The 16,351-nt window shown below is 65.2% G+C and carries 16 protein-coding genes; 5 read left to right on the forward strand and 11 right to left on the reverse strand.

What is annotated here, in order from left to right:
* Nucleotides 1–2: 2 nt before the first annotated feature.
* Entirely contained in the window at nt 3–1,232 is a 1,230-nt protein-coding gene (locus SLQ31_RS24630) for an acetyl-CoA C-acetyltransferase (RefSeq protein WP_413642999.1), read from the reverse strand.
* Nucleotides 1,233–1,361: 129 nt separating this feature from the next.
* Here SLQ31_RS24630 and SLQ31_RS24635 point away from each other — a divergent pair, with 129 nt between their 5' ends.
* The gene (locus SLQ31_RS24635; RefSeq protein WP_319436758.1) at nt 1,362–1,778 is read left to right on the forward strand and encodes a hypothetical protein; all 417 of its coding nucleotides are present in this window, start codon (nt 1,362–1,364) and stop codon (nt 1,776–1,778) included.
* Here the strand turns inward: SLQ31_RS24635 and SLQ31_RS24640 are convergent.
* A complete protein-coding gene (locus SLQ31_RS24640) occupies nt 1,694–2,380 on the reverse strand; it encodes a helix-turn-helix domain-containing protein (RefSeq protein ID WP_319436759.1) in 687 nt (228 codons plus the stop codon). The two genes, SLQ31_RS24635 and SLQ31_RS24640, sit on opposite strands and share 85 nt — an antisense overlap.
* 140 nt (nt 2,381–2,520) lie before the next feature.
* Between SLQ31_RS24640 and SLQ31_RS24645 the strand changes: the two genes are divergently transcribed.
* Nucleotides 2,521–3,798 carry a cytochrome P450 gene (locus SLQ31_RS24645; RefSeq protein ID WP_319436760.1) on the forward strand — a complete coding sequence of 426 codons (1,278 nt, stop codon included), beginning with the start codon at nt 2,521–2,523 and terminating at the stop codon, nt 3,796–3,798.
* 161 nt (nt 3,799–3,959) lie between these two features.
* Here the strand turns inward: SLQ31_RS24645 and SLQ31_RS24650 are convergent, their stop codons facing one another.
* Both SLQ31_RS24650 and SLQ31_RS24655 read right to left on the reverse strand, forming a co-directional pair.
* On the reverse strand, nt 3,960–5,465 hold the full coding sequence (locus SLQ31_RS24650; RefSeq protein ID WP_319436761.1) for a hypothetical protein: 1,506 nt from the start codon (nt 5,463–5,465) through the stop codon (nt 3,960–3,962).
* Between the two features lie 138 nt (nt 5,466–5,603).
* Complete coding sequence (locus SLQ31_RS24655) at nt 5,604–5,960, reverse strand: hypothetical protein (RefSeq protein ID WP_319436950.1); 357 nt, start codon at nt 5,958–5,960, stop codon at nt 5,604–5,606.
* Between the two features lie 239 nt (nt 5,961–6,199).
* Here SLQ31_RS24655 and SLQ31_RS24660 point away from each other — a divergent pair, with 239 nt between their 5' ends.
* The 3 genes from SLQ31_RS24660 (at nt 6,200) to SLQ31_RS24670 (ending at nt 7,961) form a co-directional block, all read left to right on the forward strand.
* Nucleotides 6,200–6,934: a hypothetical protein gene (locus SLQ31_RS24660; protein WP_319436762.1), complete on the forward strand. Its 735-nt coding sequence runs from the start codon at nt 6,200–6,202 to the stop codon at nt 6,932–6,934.
* 188 nt (nt 6,935–7,122) lie between these two features.
* Nucleotides 7,123–7,512 carry a hypothetical protein gene (locus SLQ31_RS24665; RefSeq protein WP_319436951.1) on the forward strand — a complete coding sequence of 130 codons (390 nt, stop codon included), beginning with the start codon at nt 7,123–7,125 and terminating at the stop codon, nt 7,510–7,512.
* Between the two features lie 2 nt (nt 7,513–7,514).
* Complete coding sequence (locus SLQ31_RS24670) at nt 7,515–7,961, forward strand: hypothetical protein (protein WP_319436763.1); 447 nt, start codon at nt 7,515–7,517, stop codon at nt 7,959–7,961.
* Between the two features lie 4 nt (nt 7,962–7,965).
* On the opposite strand, the gene SLQ31_RS24675 is transcribed toward SLQ31_RS24670, so the two are convergent.
* From SLQ31_RS24675 to SLQ31_RS24705, 7 genes are read right to left on the reverse strand one after another with little or no spacing between them, the layout of a single operon-like run.
* Nucleotides 7,966–8,475, reverse strand: coding sequence for a hypothetical protein (locus SLQ31_RS24675; RefSeq protein ID WP_319436764.1), 510 nt, complete (start codon nt 8,473–8,475; stop codon nt 7,966–7,968).
* A gap of 13 nt (nt 8,476–8,488) precedes the next feature.
* A complete protein-coding gene (locus SLQ31_RS24680) occupies nt 8,489–10,195 on the reverse strand; it encodes an MCE family protein (RefSeq protein ID WP_319436765.1) in 1,707 nt (568 codons plus the stop codon).
* Nucleotides 10,195–11,547, reverse strand: a complete 1,353-nt coding sequence (locus SLQ31_RS24685) for an MCE family protein (RefSeq protein WP_319436766.1) — start codon at nt 11,545–11,547, stop codon at nt 10,195–10,197. The genes SLQ31_RS24680 and SLQ31_RS24685 overlap by 1 nt, the downstream gene beginning before the upstream one ends.
* Complete coding sequence (locus tag SLQ31_RS24690) at nt 11,544–12,968, reverse strand: MCE family protein (RefSeq protein ID WP_319436767.1); 1,425 nt, start codon at nt 12,966–12,968, stop codon at nt 11,544–11,546. Before SLQ31_RS24690 ends, SLQ31_RS24685 begins: the two co-directional genes overlap by 4 nt.
* On the reverse strand, nt 12,968–14,050 hold the full coding sequence (locus tag SLQ31_RS24695; protein WP_319436768.1) for an MCE family protein: 1,083 nt from the start codon (nt 14,048–14,050) through the stop codon (nt 12,968–12,970). The genes SLQ31_RS24690 and SLQ31_RS24695 overlap by 1 nt, the downstream gene beginning before the upstream one ends.
* The gene (locus SLQ31_RS24700) at nt 14,050–15,075 is read right to left on the reverse strand and encodes an MCE family protein (RefSeq protein WP_319436769.1); all 1,026 of its coding nucleotides are present in this window, start codon (nt 15,073–15,075) and stop codon (nt 14,050–14,052) included. The genes SLQ31_RS24695 and SLQ31_RS24700 overlap by 1 nt, the downstream gene beginning before the upstream one ends.
* Entirely contained in the window at nt 15,072–16,349 is a 1,278-nt protein-coding gene (locus tag SLQ31_RS24705; protein ID WP_413642931.1) for an MCE family protein, read from the reverse strand. The genes SLQ31_RS24700 and SLQ31_RS24705 overlap by 4 nt, the downstream gene beginning before the upstream one ends.
* Between the last annotated feature and the right edge of the window lie 2 nt (nt 16,350–16,351).

Here is a 16,351-nt window from a genome sequence, read left to right on the forward strand (position 1 = left end):
CATCAGATTCGCTCGATGATCGTCGCGGTGCCCATGCCGCCGCCGGTGCACATGGTGACCAGGCCGGTGGTGAGGTCGCGGCGCTCGAGCTCGTCGAGGATCGTGCCGATCAGCATGGCGCCGGTCGCGCCGATCGGGTGCCCCAGTGCGATCGCACCGCCGTTGACGTTCACCCGGGCCGGATCCAGGTCGAGGTCGCGAATCGTCTTGAGCGGCACCGCGGCGAAGGCCTCGTTGATTTCCCACAGGTCGATGTCCGCTGTTGTCATGCCCGCCTTGGCGAGACAACGCTCGGCGGCCGGGCCCGGGGCGGTGAGCATGATGATCGGCTCACTGCCGATCGCGGCGGCCGCACGCACGCGGGCCCGCGGCACTGCCCCGTTGGCCTTCGCCCAGTCGGCGGAGGCCACGACCACCACCGCGGCGCCGTCGACAACGCCGGAGGAGTTGCCTGCGTGATGGACGTGCTCGATGCGCTCGACGTCGGGGTAACGGCTCAGGCAGATCTCGTCGAAGGTGAGGTTCTCGCCGTCCAGGCGCGCCGCCCCGGCGCGCTCAAAGGCGGACGGTAACCCGGCCAGCTTGTCCACAGTCGTCCCCGCCCGGGGGTGTTCATCACGGTCCGCGACGATCTCGCCGTCGCTGTCGCGCACCGTGATGATCGAGCGGTCGAAGTAACCGGCCGCGATCGCGGCCGCCGCGCGGTCCTGGCTCGACACCGCGAACGCGTCGACATCGGCTCGGCTGAAGCCTTCCACTGACGCGATCAGATCAGCCGAAATACCCTGTGGCACAGTCGGAAAGAGCTGACGGAAGGCGGGGTTGGCGCCGTCGATCGTGGGTGCGCCTACGGTCACGCCCCAGCGTGACATCGATTCCACGCCGCCTGCCACCACCAACTCCTGCTGCCCGCTGCCGATCCCGGCGGCTGCCACGGTGACGGCTTGCTGGCCTGATCCGCAGAACCGGTTGAGCGTCATGCCCGGCACGGTTTGCGGCCAGCCGGCCAGCAGCAGCGACAACCTGGCGATGTCGTCGCCGTGCTCGCCGGCCATGATCCCGTTGCCGGCAATGACGTCGTCGACCTCAGCGGGGTCGAATCCCACCCGGTCGGCGGCCGCGGTCAGGCACTGCGCCAACAGATCCTGCGGGTGCACGCCGTGCAGGGCGCCGCCGGCCCTACCCCGGCCGCGAGGAGTGCGCACCGCGTCGAGAATGAGCGCGTCTCTGATGTCCAGCTCCTTCATTGGAATGCGGCCTCGCCAGAAGTGAGAATATCGTTCTCGCCGCGTCTGTCAATGAAGGGGCCGCGGGGTGAGACAAACGCCGACCGCAACGAGTCCGCCATGCCAAACTGAGCCATGAGGTTCGTCCGTTTGGGGTCGGCGATCGCCCTGGCAGCGGTATGTGTGGCGGGTTCTTCAGCCCCGGCCGGCGCCGACGAAGGGGTAATGCACCAGGTCACCTATAGCGTCTTCGCCGAGAAGCCGTTCCGGGCCGCCGACATCTACTACCGGGACACCGAGCCGGCGAACTGGTCGGACTACAGCCACGACCCGTACGTGTTCAGCCCCAAGGTGGAAGCCGACATCGGCCCCACTCAGAAGTGGGTGCTCAACGTGCAGCTAGCCAACCCCGACGAATGGGCCATGGTGGCGGCCACCAGCGGGCTGTCGGCGACCCCGCCGAATTTTCACTGCGTGCTTGCCGTCGACGGGGTTGTCGTCGCGGAGAACTCCGGCGCCAAGGGCGCACTCTGCTCGCTGCGCCACTGGTGAGCTGAGTCGTCCGTCGATTGCGGCGGACCCTCCATCACGGTCAGGAAATTCTCGACGAGTTCCAGGGTTTCGGCGTGCCCCGACGTGACGCCGAGCGCCTCGCCCAGCATCACCACCGTCGACACGCCGGTCAGCAGGATGGACCAGACCACCGGCGGAACCTCGGCCGGCAGCACGCCCTTGCGCTCCAGCACGGTGACGAACACTTGGCGCTGATCCTCGCGGAAACGCTCCGCATACCGGGACATCTCGGCACGGAGGACCTTGCGGTGATTGGCCAGCGCGGCCATCTCCATCGTCAGCCGGCTCGCGGCGGGGTTGATGCCGAATCGCCATAGCGCCCACAGCGGTTGGGGCGATGCCAGCGCATACCGGTGGGCTTCCATGCCCTGGTCGGCGTAGCGGCGGAAAACCTCGAGGAACAGGTCGTCCATCGTGCGGAAGTAGTAGTGGACCAGCTGGGGTTTGAGGCCCGCCTTCTCGGCAACGCGACGGGAGGTGACCGCCGCGTAGCCCTCCTCGATCAGCAGCTGTTCGGCGGCATCCAGCAGCACCATGCGATTTTTCGCGTCGGGCGCACCGATCCGCCGAGCCGATGCCATGTGCCACCTCGATCTCGTTGACGTCGCCGATTGAACACGCCGATAGTACGTGGGCCGATGGGATCCATCCTTGACCACGCACTTTACGCCATGCTAAGCAGGTGCACAGCAATCAGCCCGCTCGGAGGAAAAACACGCCCATGACCGATTTCGCCACCGTTGACTTCCTCACCGATCAGTCGCTGGTTCCGGACCCGTATCCGTACTACGACTACCTGCGGGAGCAGAGCCCGACAGTGCGGCTGGAGCCGCACGGCTTCGTGGCCGTCACCGGGTACGAGGAAGCCCTCGAGGTCTACAAGAGCCCCGAGGACTTCTCCAACATCGTGGCCCTCGGCGGCCCTTTCCCTCCCCTGCCGTTCACGCCCGAGGGCGACGACCTGAACGCGCAGATCGACGCTCACCGGGCGTACTTCCCGATGAACGAGCACATGGTCACCATGGACCCGCCGGACCACACCAAGGCCCGCTCGCTGCTCAGCAGGCTGCTCACCCCCAAGCGGCTCAAGGAGAACGAGGACTTCATGTGGAAGCTGGCGGACCGCCAGCTCGACGAGTTCATCTCCCTTGGCCACAGCGAATTCCTTGCCGAATACGCAAAGCCGTTCTCGCTGTTGGTGATTGCCGACCTCCTCGGCGTCCCCGAAGAGGACCACAAGGAGTTCCGCACGGTGCTCGGCGCCGACCGGCCCGGCGCCCGAGTCGGCTCGCTCGACCACGAGCACGTCGGCACCAACCCGCTGGAGTTTCTCGACGAGAAGTTCTGCAACTACCTCGAAGAACGTCGCAGCAACCCGCGCGGCGACGTGCTGACCGATCTGGCCTCGGCGAAGTACCCCGACGGATCCACCCCGGAGGTCATCGACGTGGCCCGCACCGCGACGTTCTTGTTCGCCGCCGGCCAGGAGACCACCGCCAAGCTGCTGTCCGCGGCCATCAAGGCGCTGGCCGAGCGCCCCGAGCTACAGCAGGGACTGCGCGACGACCGTACCCTGATCCCGACCTTCATCGAGGAGTCGCTGCGACTGGAGAGCCCGGTCAAGAGCGACTCGCGGCTGGCTCGCCGGACCTCGAAGGTCGGCAACATGGAGATCAAGGCAGGCACGGTGGTCATGGTGCTGCCCGGCGCGGTCAACCGCGATCCGCGGCGCTTCACCGATCCGCACGAGTTCCAGGTCCGGCGCCCCAACGTTCGCGAGCACATCGCGTTCGGCCGCGGCGCGCACTCGTGCCCCGGTGCGCCGCTGGCACGGGTCGAGGGTCGGGTGTCCCTGGAACGGATGCTGGACCGGATGGGTGAGATCACCCTCGACGAAGAATTCCACGGACCGGCCGGCAACCGGCGGTACAACTACGAGCCGACATACATCCTGCGCGGGCTCGCCGACATCCACGTCCGGTTCACCGGCAGAGGCTAGGGGTCCTTGCGATTTCGGCGCGCAAACCGCCGGGGCTCGGACTGCTGGGGCGGTTGTAGAACCGTTCGGGGTGGGCGACGCAGTAGGCCTGGTGGGTTTGGCTCAACCAGCGTGGCAAACAGGGTAGGCGGCGGTTTCCGCGCCGAAATCGCTAGGTCAGGTCAGACCGAGCACGCACTCGCGGCCGGCGCGGCACCCGAGATGTCGATCGGCGCCGCGCAGACCTGCAACGCCTTAAGCAGCACCAGCGATTCGAGCAACTTCAGCGAGAGCGACTGAAAGAAGTCGAGCGCCACCGCGGGCACCGGCAGGATGTGGGCGCGCGCGATGCCGGCCATCGTAGATATGTCGATGGTCGAACCCAACTCGCCGTACACGCCATCGTGGGTGCCCGCGAACCAGTCGTTGATCCAGCCGACCGCGAGATCCTGTGCGGCACGCGCATTTTGCGCAGAGGCAAGACCACCGCCTGCGAGTTGTCCCCCGAACTGCACCAGCGGGTTACTGCTCTGCAGTGAGTCGGCGTGCGTGCCACCGACCAGTTCGACACCGATGAACTGGTCCGGACGTGCTTGAGCCAACACTTGGCTGCCGCCGCCGTAGGAATTCAGCAGATTCGGCGCGGCAGAAATGCTGTACACCGGAACCGTGTCGGGGATGTTGCCCAACCCACGCGCCAATGCTCCGCCCACCGAATCGGTGTCGAACAGCAGGACCCCGACCAGATTGTCACGCTCGTCGGGACCGGCCAGCTGCTCGAAGAATCCGCCACTATCGACGGCCAGCAGGCTGCCTGCTGAATGACCCGCCAGGACGAACTGGTCGGGCAGCACCAGCTCGGTATCGCCGGAGGCCAGCCGCGCACTCTCGGTCAACGCGGCACGATCACCCAGGAAGAGTTGGGCGACAGCGAAACTCATCTGTTCACCGCCGATCTGGCAGCCGTAACAGTCAAACAGGTTGCCGGAGATCGTCGGGGCAACGACGATGCTGTGGGTGCGTTCGGCCAAGGCTGCCGCGGTGTAGTCGTACATCGCCCCCGTACCGGGCCAACCGTGACCGAAGAGGATCAGCCTGGTCGGCGGTGGACCCGTTGTCGGGAAGTACCAGTCCGCCTTGACGGTCACCCCGGGTCCGCAGTCGATCGCCAGAGGTGCTGAGCTAACTTCGACGTTGCTGTTCGGCGGCACCCTCGGCGGACCGACGATCGCGTTCTCGAACGCCTCGAAGACCCGGAACGCCAGCGTGCCGAGGACGTTGATGACGGTCGGCCGAGCCGCCACGTTGACCAGTGTCGGCCGCGCGGCAAATGTGGGTTTCGCGGTCCCCACCAATGCCGCCCCGCCCGTCGCCGGCGGCGCGATCGGCGCCACCGGTGTGGCGACCGCCGCCTTCGTCCGGCGTTGAGTCCGGTCAGCGACGTGCTGTTGTGCGACGGCCGTCCCCTTCGCTCTAGGTGACGCCGCTGCGGACGGCCGGGCCCGGTGGCTGGCGGCGGCTTGTTTCGGGGCCGATGCCGCATTGGTGCCGCCCTGGGCGTGCGAACCCGCGTCGGCCAGCGCGCTACCGCAGCCGGTGAGCGCCGCGAGCGCCAAGCCGCCCGCAACGCCGATCATCGACAGCCACAGCGAACACCGACTCAGCACCAGACCCCCTACTTTGGACACGGAGGCTACTCCGTAACCGAACCGGAGGTGGCAGAAACGGGGGGCGGGACGCGGCCGATCCTGACCTGCGTGATTTCGGTGCGCAAACCGCCGCTAGGCGAACGAAAGCGCGCCGAAATCGCTCAAGGGTTACAAGGGTTAGGCGTCGCCCTGCACCCAGCGGGTCGCCCCGCCGGCCGCGACGCACGTCAGGAACATGCCGTCAGGGCCCTGCGCGACGGAATTCTCGTACCCGACGCAGGTGTCGTTCAGATTCTTGACGCCGACCATGGGCGGGGACCGGAAGTATCGCGGTGCCAAGCGCCGTGGCGACCCGCAGAAGATCAGCCGGCCCCAGTCGTTTCGGGTGTCGACACCAAACACGTAGTACGTCGTGTTGGCGCACGGGGCACCGAGTTCGACACCGGGCGTGATGCCCGGCGTGCAGAACGCGTCATTGCACTCAGTGGCATTGATCGGCACTACCGCGGGGTCCGCGGCGGCCGACGCCGGCATCAAAAATCCGGCTGTCAGGACTGCAGCAAGAACTGGCACGGTCGATCGCACTCGAACACTTTCGCATACTCGGTAAGCGAATTCTCCGGCTCAGAGAAGAAACTGGGACGAAAATCCGCGCTAGCGTCAGAGTTACCCGCCGGACCACCCCGAATAGGGTGGAACTGCCACTGTGGAATGCTGGCCGGCAGTGTTAGCGTCGCTCTTCGCCATGCGACCGTGATGGACGAGGAGGTCCCATGCCGGACAAAAATGAATCCGAGGCATCCGACGCCGACGGCGCCGTGTCAGCCGACGCGGCAGAGGCCGCGGCCGCTGCGGCCGAGGAGCGTGCCGAGGCCGCCCGGGCTCGCGCAAACGAATTGCGCCGCAAGCTCGAAGCCGCCAGCGACGAGACGCCGGCGCCGTCGGAACCAGTGGTCGATGTCGTCGATACCGAACCATCGCAGCCCACCGACGATGAGTCGCCGAAAAAGAAGCGCGGGCTGCGCCTGACGACCGTGGCCGCCGCGCTCGCGGTTCTGGTGGTCGTCGCCGCTCTCCTTGGCGGCACCGGATTCATGCTCTGGCAACACCGCAACGCCGATCAGCTACAGCATCGCTCGGCCGAGTTCGCGGCGGCCGCCCGCCAGGGCGTGGTGAATCTGATGTCGCTCGACTACACCCACGCCCAGGAGAGCGTCCAGCGCGTCATCGACGACTCGACCGGCAAGTTCAAGTCGAATTTCGAAGACGGCGCGCCCGACCTGATCAAGGCGATGACGCAGGCCAAGATCGCCACCAAAGTCACCGTCAACAACGCTGCCGTCGAGTCGATGGACAAGGACTCGGCAACCGTCCTTGTCGCGGCCACCTCTCAGCGAACCGGTCCCGACGCACCGAAGGAAGATCAGCAGCCACGGGTATGGCGCGTGGTGGTCAGCCTGGTGCGTGAGGGCGATCAGGTGAAGATGTCGGACGTCGAGTTCGCCTGACGGCGACGTAACCTGCCAAACCCGTTCTCCGGAAAGCCCAGAGACGGTATTCTCCGATCACGAGAATGCCAATCTCGCAGCGTAAGCAGCTTGGCTCGAAGGTGGAGGAAGCCGGTTTGAAGTCCCTCGTCATGACCACGGCGCTGATGGCGGCCGCGGTGACCCTCGCGCCGCCCGCGGCCGCCGACATGAATCTTGGCAATTACGACCTGATCATGCCCGACCGCAGGGACTTCCACACCTGGGTGTGGTCAGCGATCACCCCATGCAAAGAGCCGAACACGAACACCAGCATCCCCCACTGCATCCATATCCTCACCCTGCCGCGACCGATCGCCAAGGCCGTCCAGAGTGTTGGCGATGCCCTACTGGTCAACGGCCAGTACACCTTCACCATCGACGATCCGTTCGGTCTGCGGTGCGGTGACATCTATTACGGCCCAACCATTCCCACCCACGACGTGTACACGTGGGACGCGACGACGCTTGCCGGATCGATGGTTTCCACGTTCGACGCCGGCTGCGACGGCGCCCCCGGCGGTGCGTTCACCTACCCGTTCAGCCTGAACCGGATGTGACCATGCGAACCCCTTCGAAGATTTCCGCCGTCGCCTTCGCTGTTCTCTGCGCCGCAACCGGTCTCGCATCGCCTGCGCTGGCCGACGACCCGCCACCGGGCGATCCGCCTCCCCCGCCGGCATTTAACGTGCGATACACCGTCACCGCCGACAAGCCGGTCAATGCCGAGATCTATTACCGGGATACCGATCCCCCGACGTTCTCCGACTACAGCCACGACCCGTACGTATTCAGCCCCAGCGCCGAAGCAACAGTCGGACCGGGCAAGCCGTGGGTGCTAGAGGCCACCCTGACCGATCCGATTCAGTGGGGCATGGTTTCCGTTCAGGCCCAGGGCGCACTGCCCAAGGCGACGGCCGGGTTCAACTGCACGATGGCGATCAACGGTGTCGTCGTGAAGCAGAACAGCGGGCCGAAGGGCGCGCTGTGCTCACTTCGGAATTGGTAAGGCGCTAAAGCTTCTTCATGTAGAACGGCATCGAGATCACCGGCCACTGGTTGCGGCCGCACGAGCCACTCGGGCCGATGACGCGGTTCTGGCCGGTGTATTCATCAGCCGCGGTGTCATAGTGGCCATCGCTGCCGACCGGATAGATCTTGTACTCCTGGAACCCCTCGATCGCCGCTCCGTCAGCGCAAAACCGCCAATTCGGGATCGTGCGCTTGACGTACCACAAGCTGTTCGTGGTGTAGATCGGGGCGGCCCAGCCCGCGTCGCTCTGCACCGTGCCGCTGCACTCGGTCGGTGAGACGCACGTGGTCGAAATGGTCCAGGTGTTGCGTTCGGACGGTTGGTCTTCGTAGCGCTCGTTGACCTTCGCCCAATCGCCGTTCGACGACACCTCGAATGTACCGTTGATACCCCAATTCGGGTCCGCCGCAGCGGGTGCGGCGCAGTTGAGCCCGGCCAGTGTGACGGCCGCACAGACGGCCGTCACTGCCTGTAATCCACGAATACGCATCGACATACCCCTTTCAGCTCTGCAGCATGTCCTGCCAGGTCGTTGCCGGCTTGGCCAAGTTGGTCTGGCGGTACAGCGTGCCGTCACTGCCCATGTACTGGCCCGTGCGCCGGTCATACTTGGTGATCTGCACGGCAGGCGCCTTCTGACCGCCGCCGTTGAATCCGCTCGGCGCCGCCTGTGGCGCAGCGCTATCCGTGGGTGGAAGCTGCTTGTCAACCGGCAGCATGTTCTCCGGCCCCGGCAAGTTGATCGGCGCCGGGCCGATATTGCCCTCCGGACCCGGCGGCGTCACGGGCGGCGTCTGATAGATGGGCTGCCCGGGCAGCAGCGGCCCGGGACCGGTACCCGCGAAATTCGGCGGCGGGGGATCCACCGGCGGTGCACCCGGCGGTGGCGCAGCAACCCCGGGTGGCAGCGGCGTGCCCTGCAACGGTCCAAAGATGTTGGAATCCGGAAGCGCTCGGCTATCGATCGGAACGCCCTGGGCAACCAGCCCCGGATCAAACGGGGCGGGCCCGAGGACGTGCTGGCGCTGCGCCAGCGGCTGGTAGCCGTTGGGGTCATTGCACAGTTCGACGGTCGGGGCACGCTTACCCGGGTGCTCTTGGCACGGGTAGTTACGCGCCCCGCGGACCGCCACCGGGGAGTCCTGCGGCAGCTTGCAATACAGGTTGTCCGGGGTGTCGATGACCGACGTGTCGGCGGGGTTGCGCCACGACGACGGCGGAAGGAACCCGACCGTACATGCCGCCGGATCGCCAAGGCCGAGCGAGAAGTCACCGTTCGGCAAGCCGGTGGGGTTGTTGGTCGGCGCGTACGTCTGAATCTGCGCGACGAACGGTGGCACCAGCACCAGCAGTTGCTCGACCGACTTGTTGTAGGTCAAGAAGATTTGACCGAAGGTGGTCATGTTCGCCAGAAGTATTGGCAACGTGGGCTTTATCTGCTCCAGAAGCTTCGAGGTCTCCTGCGCGAAGCCCGGTCCGTTGCGCAGGATCGACCGGAACTCCGGGTCGTTGTTCGCCACCTGTTCGGTGACGCCGGCCAGGCTTGCTGCCCAGGTTCGGATCGAATCGGTGGTCAACTCCTGCGCCCCGAGGAACGGCCGCGCATCGTCGATGAGGGCACGGGTGTTGTCCGATATCCCGTTCGCGTCCCTGGTGATGGTCGAACCCGAGTCGATCAGCGACCCGAAATCGTAGCCAGTTCCGTTGAAGGCCTGGTAGGACTCCCCCAGCAGCTGACTCAGCTTCTCCTTCGGGATGGTGTCCATCAGCTTGCTGACCTGGTCGAGCATCGGCCCCACCGACTGCGGAATCGACGTGTTGCCGACCGCGATGACCGAACCGTCCTGCAGATAGGGTGCTTTGTCGTTGCGCGGCAACAGCTCGACGTACTGCTCACCCACCGCCGACATGCTGCGCACCTCGGCCTTGAGGTCCGCGGGGATCTTCGGCGAGGTGTCCAGCGACAACGTCGCCTGGGCGCCGTTCTCGGTGAGATCGATCGAGGTGACCTTGCCGATCTGCAGACCCCGATAGGTCACATTGCTGAACTGGTAGAGGCCGCCGGTGGCGGGCAGGTCGAGCTTGACGGTGAGACGGCCCACTCCCAGCAGAGTGGGAACCTGGATGTACGCGAACAGCATGATCGCCACCCCGACGATCGAGGCGATCGTGAAAATGATCAACTGAGTTCGGACGAAACGCGTGAGCATCAGCCACCCCCTCCCGCCGGCGGAGCCGGTGGTGTGTTCGCCGGCGGATTAGGTTGTGCCCCATAGGGTCCGGCAAAGATCGGTGCCACCCCGGTCGCGGCCAGTTGAGCCTCGGTATAGATCTGGGCACCCGGCACGTTCGCCGGCGCGGGTGGCACGAACGGCAGGATCGGACCCACAGCCGCCATCAGCGACGGCGGCGGCGCTTGCGGCGGGGCATCATCGAAGACATCCGGCGGCGGCGGGAGGACCCCGGTTTTGAGCGGGTCGTAGGTGTAGTTCAGGTAGACCGGATCACCCGGGGCGGGAATGAGCTGCGCGCCTGCGTCTCCCCACCGGGTGCCCAGGAACGCCGTCCGCTTCAACCTCGGAATGGTCAGGTCGATGATTGCGAACAAGTTGTAGGCGTCCCCCCGGATCGCACGATCCATGAAGCTCTGGGTGAACGGGAAGTGGACCGCGTATTCCAGGAGCGCATCCAGATCCGGACCGACATCGGCGAACGCCTTGAAGGCCGGTTCCAGGTTCTTCAGATTCGCGACCAGGTCGGCCTGCGACTCGTTGACCAGTCGGTTGGCGGTATCGCTGAACGTGCCGAGTTTCTCCAACGCCGTTGTCAGCGTAGGCCTTTCCTTGATCAGCACGTCGATGGCCGGCGGGATCTTTTGGAGGGCCGCGGCGAGGTCGTCGCGCTGGCCGGCGAACGTCGACGTCATCCGGTTCAGTGACTGGATGATCGACACGATGTTGTCGCGCTGCCCGTCCAGTGTTCCGACGAAGGTGTCCAGCCGGGTGATCAGGTCGCGGAACTGGGCCTCATTTCCACTCACCGCCGTACTGAAGTTGTGGATGACGTCGCCGATCTGCCCGAGGCCGCCGCCGGTTACGACCGCCGCCAGTGATGCCAGCGTCTGCTCGGTCGTTGGGTAGGTCGAGGACGCGTTCAGCGCGATCGTCCCGCCCGGACTGAGCTTGCCGCTCGGGGTTTGTCCGACCGGGGTGCTCAGCGACAGGTGCATGGAGCCCAGCAGACTGGTTTGGCCCACGCTGGCAACGGCATTGGCAGGCACCACAACGTCGGGCTTGACTGAGAACTCGACATCGGCGTGCCAGTTCTTGACGGTCAGCTTGCGCACGCTACCAACGACGACATCGTTGATCATGACCGGCGAATTCGGTTCCAGTGTCGCGATATTCGCTATCTCGGCATGGTAGACGCTGGCATCGGACCCGCGGCCCACCGCACCGGGCAGCGGGAGCGAGTTGACGCCCTGGAACGCGCAGGCACTGGTGGTGACCGCGACGCAGGAGCCGGCGATCACCGCCCTGCGCAAGGATTTTCCGCCGATCATGGCGTCCCTCCTGCTTCTGCTGGCATCGGAGCGCCAGGTGCCGGACCGGGCGCGGGTCCCCCCGGACTCAACATGCTGGGCAGCGACGAGATCACGCTCGGTGGGATGATCGGTCCCGCCCCGGGCAGGAGCTGCGCCGCACCGGGTGGAGCGTCCCCTGGTGCTCGGCCGGTGAACGGCGGCGGTCCCGGCGCCACACCTTCGTATGCCGAGATGGCCGGCGCGATCGGCGGCACGTCGGGGGTTGGACCGCCAGCACCGGGCGCGAGGTTCGGCTGTGAGTAGACGATTTCGTCCGGGGCGGCCGAAGGCATCAGGTAGGGATCGATCCCTATTGGCAGATAGTTGAAGTTGAGCAGGCGAAGCGCCGGTCCCAGGTACTGGCTGCAGAGCTTGGCAGTCTCGGGAGCGGTGGTGTTCTCGATCGCACCGATTGCGCCGCAGATGAACTCGGTCGGATTGGAGAAGTTGTTCAGCACGAACTGCCCGACTGCGCTGCCCGAGGATGGGTTGTAGATGTTGTAGGCGTTGGTCAACGCGTTCGGCGCGATATGGAGAACGTTTTCGATCTCCATCTTGTTGTCGAGCAGGTTCGTGGTGACATTGGTCAGGCGCTGAAGCTGCTCGGACGTCTGATTGCGGCTGCCGGCGACGAACCTCTGAATGTCGACGATCGCCACCGACAGGTTCGTCAGCGCGCCGTCGAGGTCAGACCGGCTCCCGTCGATCACGCTGGTCAGCGTGGCCAGCCGGTTCTGGAACTGCACCACCTGATCGCTGCTGTCACGCAGCGTCGTGATGAAGGTCTGCAGGTTCTTAATGATGTCGACGATATTGCCGCTGCCGTTGGCCAGGACGCGGGAGACACCGGCCAGCTCGGTGATCGTCTGACGCAGCTTGTCGCCATTGCCGTCAAGCGCATTGGCAGCGCTGTCGATGAAGCGGGACACCGACGTACCCGAGACGCCACTCTGCGGCCCGAGGTCGGTGGCCAGCCGCATCAGCTGTGCCTTCACCTCATCCCACTCCACCGGTATGGCGGTGCGGTCCAACGGGATTAGCGCATTGTCGGCCATCTTGGGCCCAACGTTGTTGCGGTAGGCCGGCGCCAGTTGCACGTAGCGGGCAGCGACCAGGTTCTGCGCGACGATCACCGCCTTGGCGTCGGCGGGGATGGGCACGTCGCGGTCGACGTCGAGCACCAGCTTGGTCTGAGTGCCCTCCGGCACAATCGCCTTGATCGTGCCGACCTTGACACCCGAGACCCGCACGTCATCACCCGGGTAGATACCGGTGGCCGTGGTGAACACGGCGGAGATGGTCTTCGGACCGAAGAAGACTTTGTGCACCAGGAATGCGGCCCCCACAACGAGCACGCCAGCCAGCGCGACTGCCAGCAGCTTCACCCAACGTCGGCTCATCAGCGCGAACCTCCCGGAATTCCGTTGTAGGGCAGCGGCAATTCGGCACGCGGCCCGGCGTTGTCCGGCGGTCGACCGGCGTTGACACCGCGCCGGAAGCCGAATGCGTAATCCATGAACGGCTGCAGCAACTCGGCCGGCTGCAGGTTCGGCACGTAGGCGTTGTAGTACGGGCCATTGGCCAGCGTCTCACCCTCGGACAGGATGAACTTCTTCACGTTCGGCAGCATCTTTGCGATGTTGTCTTTGTTCTTCTCCAGCACGGCGACAACCGAGTTGAGCCGCTGCAGCGTCGGAGCCAGCTTGTCCTCGTTGTCGTGGACCAGACCGGTCAGCTGCTGAGACACCGCGGATGTGTTGGCCAACAAGTCGACGATCGCCTCACGCCGGTCGTTGAGCACTCCGAGCAGATCGTTGGCGTTGAGGATCAACGTATTCAGCTGCTGACTGCGCTGGCCCAACACGGTGGTCACGTCGGCGGCGCTCTTGAGCAGGCCGGCCAGGTTCTCGTTGCGGCCGTTCAGCGAACGCGACAACCGGCTCAGCCCATCGAATGTCGGGCCCAGCTTGGGGGCGAGTTGATCGATCGTTGCCGACAGCGTGTCCAACGACTGGTTGAGCGAGGCGGTGTCGGTGCCCGCCGTGTTGCTGGCCAGGTCGCTGACAGCTTCGGTGAGCGAATAGGGCGACGACGTGCGGGTCGTCGGGATCACATCGCTGGAGCGCAGGCTTCCGCTGCCGGCTGATTCGAGGGTGATCACGCGCTCACCCAATAGTGAGCCGGTGCGGATGTGTGCGGCGGTCTGCGACCCGAGTGGGTATCTGCCCGCGGTGGTGAAGGTGACCAACGCGTCACCGTTGTCCAGCGCAACGTCGGTGACCTTGCCGACTTTGATACCGGAGATCGTCACGTCGTTGCCGACGGTGATCCCCCCAGCCTCACTGAACACCGCCTGGTGGCGGACCGACGTGGCCAACTCCACCAGCCGCTCGGGCTGCAGCCCGACGGCGATCACCAGCAGGATCAGCATGGCGCCGATGAAACCGGCGCGGAACAGGTTTGAATCGCGATATTTCAACATCAGGGCTCTCCGCACCTACCGGATTCTTGTTTGATCATCGGGAAGACCCCGGTCCGTCCCTGGAGATCGGTGACGCGGATAGAAAGACCGCAGATGTAGTACATGATCCAGCTGCCGTAGGACCCGAGCCGAGCCATCTTGCGGTAGTTGTCGGGACCGCGCTGCAAGCCCCTGTCAAACACGATCTTGTTGTCGTCGAGCAGCGGCGCGAGCCTGTTGAGCTGGTCGATATCGCCCTTCAACGGGGCCCGAGCCTGGTTGAGAAGGCTCGTGAGCGAGGCGGTTCCGTTATCCAGCTGGGTGATCGCGGTGCCGATGGGATTGCGATCCTGCGCCAGGCCGGTGATCAGTTTCTCCAGCTTGTCGATGGCTCCGGAGAACTTGTCGCCGTCCTGGGCCAGCGTATCGACGACCACCTTGAGGTTGTCGATCAACTGCTCGATGGTTTGACTGTTCTCGGCCAACGCATTCGAGAACGACGAGGTCTTACTCAGCAGTGAATCGAGCGTGTCGCCCTGACCCTGCAGGATGTTGATCAGCGACGCGGTCAGCGCGTTGACGTCCTGCGGGTTGAGCCCCTGGATCACCGGCCGCAGGCCGCCGAGCAGGAGGTCCAGGTCCAGCGCCGCCTGGGTGCGGTCCTTGGGTATTTGCGCCCCCGCGGGCAGCACCCGGGCCGAGCCGGGCCCGTCGATGAGTTCCAGATACCGGTCACCGGTCAGATTCAGATAGCGCACTGCCGCTTGGGTTCCCGTTGTCAAGACGACGTCGCGGTCGGCGTCGAACTTGACCACCACGCTCTTGTCCGGTTGCAAGTCAACGCTGTCGACCGTGCCGACCCTGACTCCGGCGACGCGCACCGTGTCGCCGTCCTTCAGCCGCGATGCATCACCGAACACCGCCGAGTACCCGGACGTGGAACCGCTGCGGTAGTTGCTGAACGTCAAGAACAGGAAGGCGGTCAGGACCACCATCACGACCGCGAACACGCCGAACTTGATGAGTGTGCTTGTGGTGCGCATCATCCCGGTTGTCCGATCTGTGCGGTGTTGCGCGGCGGGCCGTCAAGCGGGCCGAACAGCGCCTGCTTGAGACCGTCGGAGTTGAGCAGGATGCCCTGGTTGCCGTACTGCCAAGGATTGCTGCCAACGTCGGTGACCAGGTACTTGGACTTGTTGCCGAAGCCGATGTAGGGCAGTCCCATGCACTGCGGGCCGCCCGTGGCCGCCACCTTGGGCAGGTTCGAGGGGTAGCGGTAGCGGTCGATGCCGAGCGTGAAGGCGACGTTCACCAGGACGCCGGGGTCCATCAGTGGGGGCTGCAGCCGGACGAAGTTCATGCCCTGGAGCGTGCAGTTGATGGCCGGCGCATATTCGTTGAACAAGTCCGTGGTGGGCACGAGCAGGTGGAGCACCTTGCTCAGCGCAGGCTGGTTGGTACCCAGCACGTCGTTGCCCTGATCGGCCAGCCCAATCATGTTGACCAGGAAGGTATCCAGGTTCTGCTGCTCATCGACGATGCTCTGGCTGACCTTGTTCGCATTCTGCACGGTGCGTACGAGATCCGGCGCGGCGTCGGCGTAGGCGGCGGCCACCGGTGCGGTGAGCTCGATATCGCGGGCCATGTTGGGCAGGCTGGGCTCCAACTTGGCCAACAGGCTGTCGAAGTCCGCCACTGTCTGGCCGAATTGCTTGCCCCGCCCGGCGAATGCCGACGAGAGTGCACCCAGTGTCTCGTTGAGCTGTGCCGGGTCGATCTTCTTCAGAATCTGCGTCAGCTGCTGGAACACCGTATTGATTTCGACGGTGACATGCTGACCCTGCAGAACCTGCCCGGAATACATCGGTTTTGCCGACGGTTCCGCGGGTGGTTCGAAGTTGACGTACTTGGCGCCGAAGACCGTCGTCGAGGCGATGTCGGCAACCACGTTGGACGGAATCTTGCGCAACTGTCCGGGATCCATCGCCAGGTGCAGGACGGCCGCACCGTCGGGGCGGGTCTCGATCGAGTCGACCTTGCCGACCTGGACACCGCGCATCTTCACTCGGGCATCAGGGTTCATCACCAGGCCGGCGCGGTCGGAGATCACCGTTACCGGAACGGTTTTGGTGAAGTCCCCACGGAACAATCCGACCGAGACCGCGACGATCGCGGCGACGACCAGAACGGTGGCCAGGCCCGCGATTGGGCGTGCCCACCCGCGTGCCCCGAAGTTGGTCCCAGTTCTGGCCGCCACCGGCGCAGCATGGGTTTCGGTTTCTGATCGGTCGGATGGTCCCGGACCGAGATTTCGCGTCACGT

Source organism: Mycobacterium sp. RTGN5, assembly GCF_033804465.1.
In the GTDB taxonomy this organism is placed as follows: Bacteria; Actinomycetota; Actinomycetes; order Mycobacteriales; family Mycobacteriaceae; genus Mycobacterium.

Bases quoted from the DNA above. Each gene is read 5' to 3' on its own strand.
- SLQ31_RS24685 (WP_319436766.1), bottom strand. From the start codon at position 11,547: ATGATCGGCGGAAAATCCTTGCGCAGGGCGGTGATCGCCGGCTCCTGC.
- SLQ31_RS24665 (WP_319436951.1), top strand. From the start codon at position 7,123: ATGAATCTTGGCAATTACGACCTGATCATGCCCGACCGCAGGGACTTC.
- SLQ31_RS24655 (WP_319436950.1), bottom strand. From the start codon at position 5,960: ATGCCGGCGTCGGCCGCCGCGGACCCCGCGGTAGTGCCGATCAATGCC.
- SLQ31_RS24670 (WP_319436763.1), top strand. From the start codon at position 7,515: ATGCGAACCCCTTCGAAGATTTCCGCCGTCGCCTTCGCTGTTCTCTGC.
- SLQ31_RS24695 (WP_319436768.1), bottom strand. From the start codon at position 14,050: ATGTTGAAATATCGCGATTCAAACCTGTTCCGCGCCGGTTTCATCGGC.
- SLQ31_RS24645 (WP_319436760.1), top strand. From the start codon at position 2,521: ATGACCGATTTCGCCACCGTTGACTTCCTCACCGATCAGTCGCTGGTT.
- SLQ31_RS24690 (WP_319436767.1), bottom strand. From the start codon at position 12,968: ATGAGCCGACGTTGGGTGAAGCTGCTGGCAGTCGCGCTGGCTGGCGTG.
- SLQ31_RS24660 (WP_319436762.1), top strand. From the start codon at position 6,200: ATGCCGGACAAAAATGAATCCGAGGCATCCGACGCCGACGGCGCCGTG.
- SLQ31_RS24640 (WP_319436759.1), bottom strand. From the start codon at position 2,380: ATGGCATCGGCTCGGCGGATCGGTGCGCCCGACGCGAAAAATCGCATG.
- SLQ31_RS24680 (WP_319436765.1), bottom strand. From the start codon at position 10,195: ATGCTCACGCGTTTCGTCCGAACTCAGTTGATCATTTTCACGATCGCC.
- SLQ31_RS24675 (WP_319436764.1), bottom strand. From the start codon at position 8,475: ATGCGTATTCGTGGATTACAGGCAGTGACGGCCGTCTGTGCGGCCGTC.
- SLQ31_RS24700 (WP_319436769.1), bottom strand. From the start codon at position 15,075: ATGATGCGCACCACAAGCACACTCATCAAGTTCGGCGTGTTCGCGGTC.
- SLQ31_RS24635 (WP_319436758.1), top strand. From the start codon at position 1,362: ATGAGGTTCGTCCGTTTGGGGTCGGCGATCGCCCTGGCAGCGGTATGT.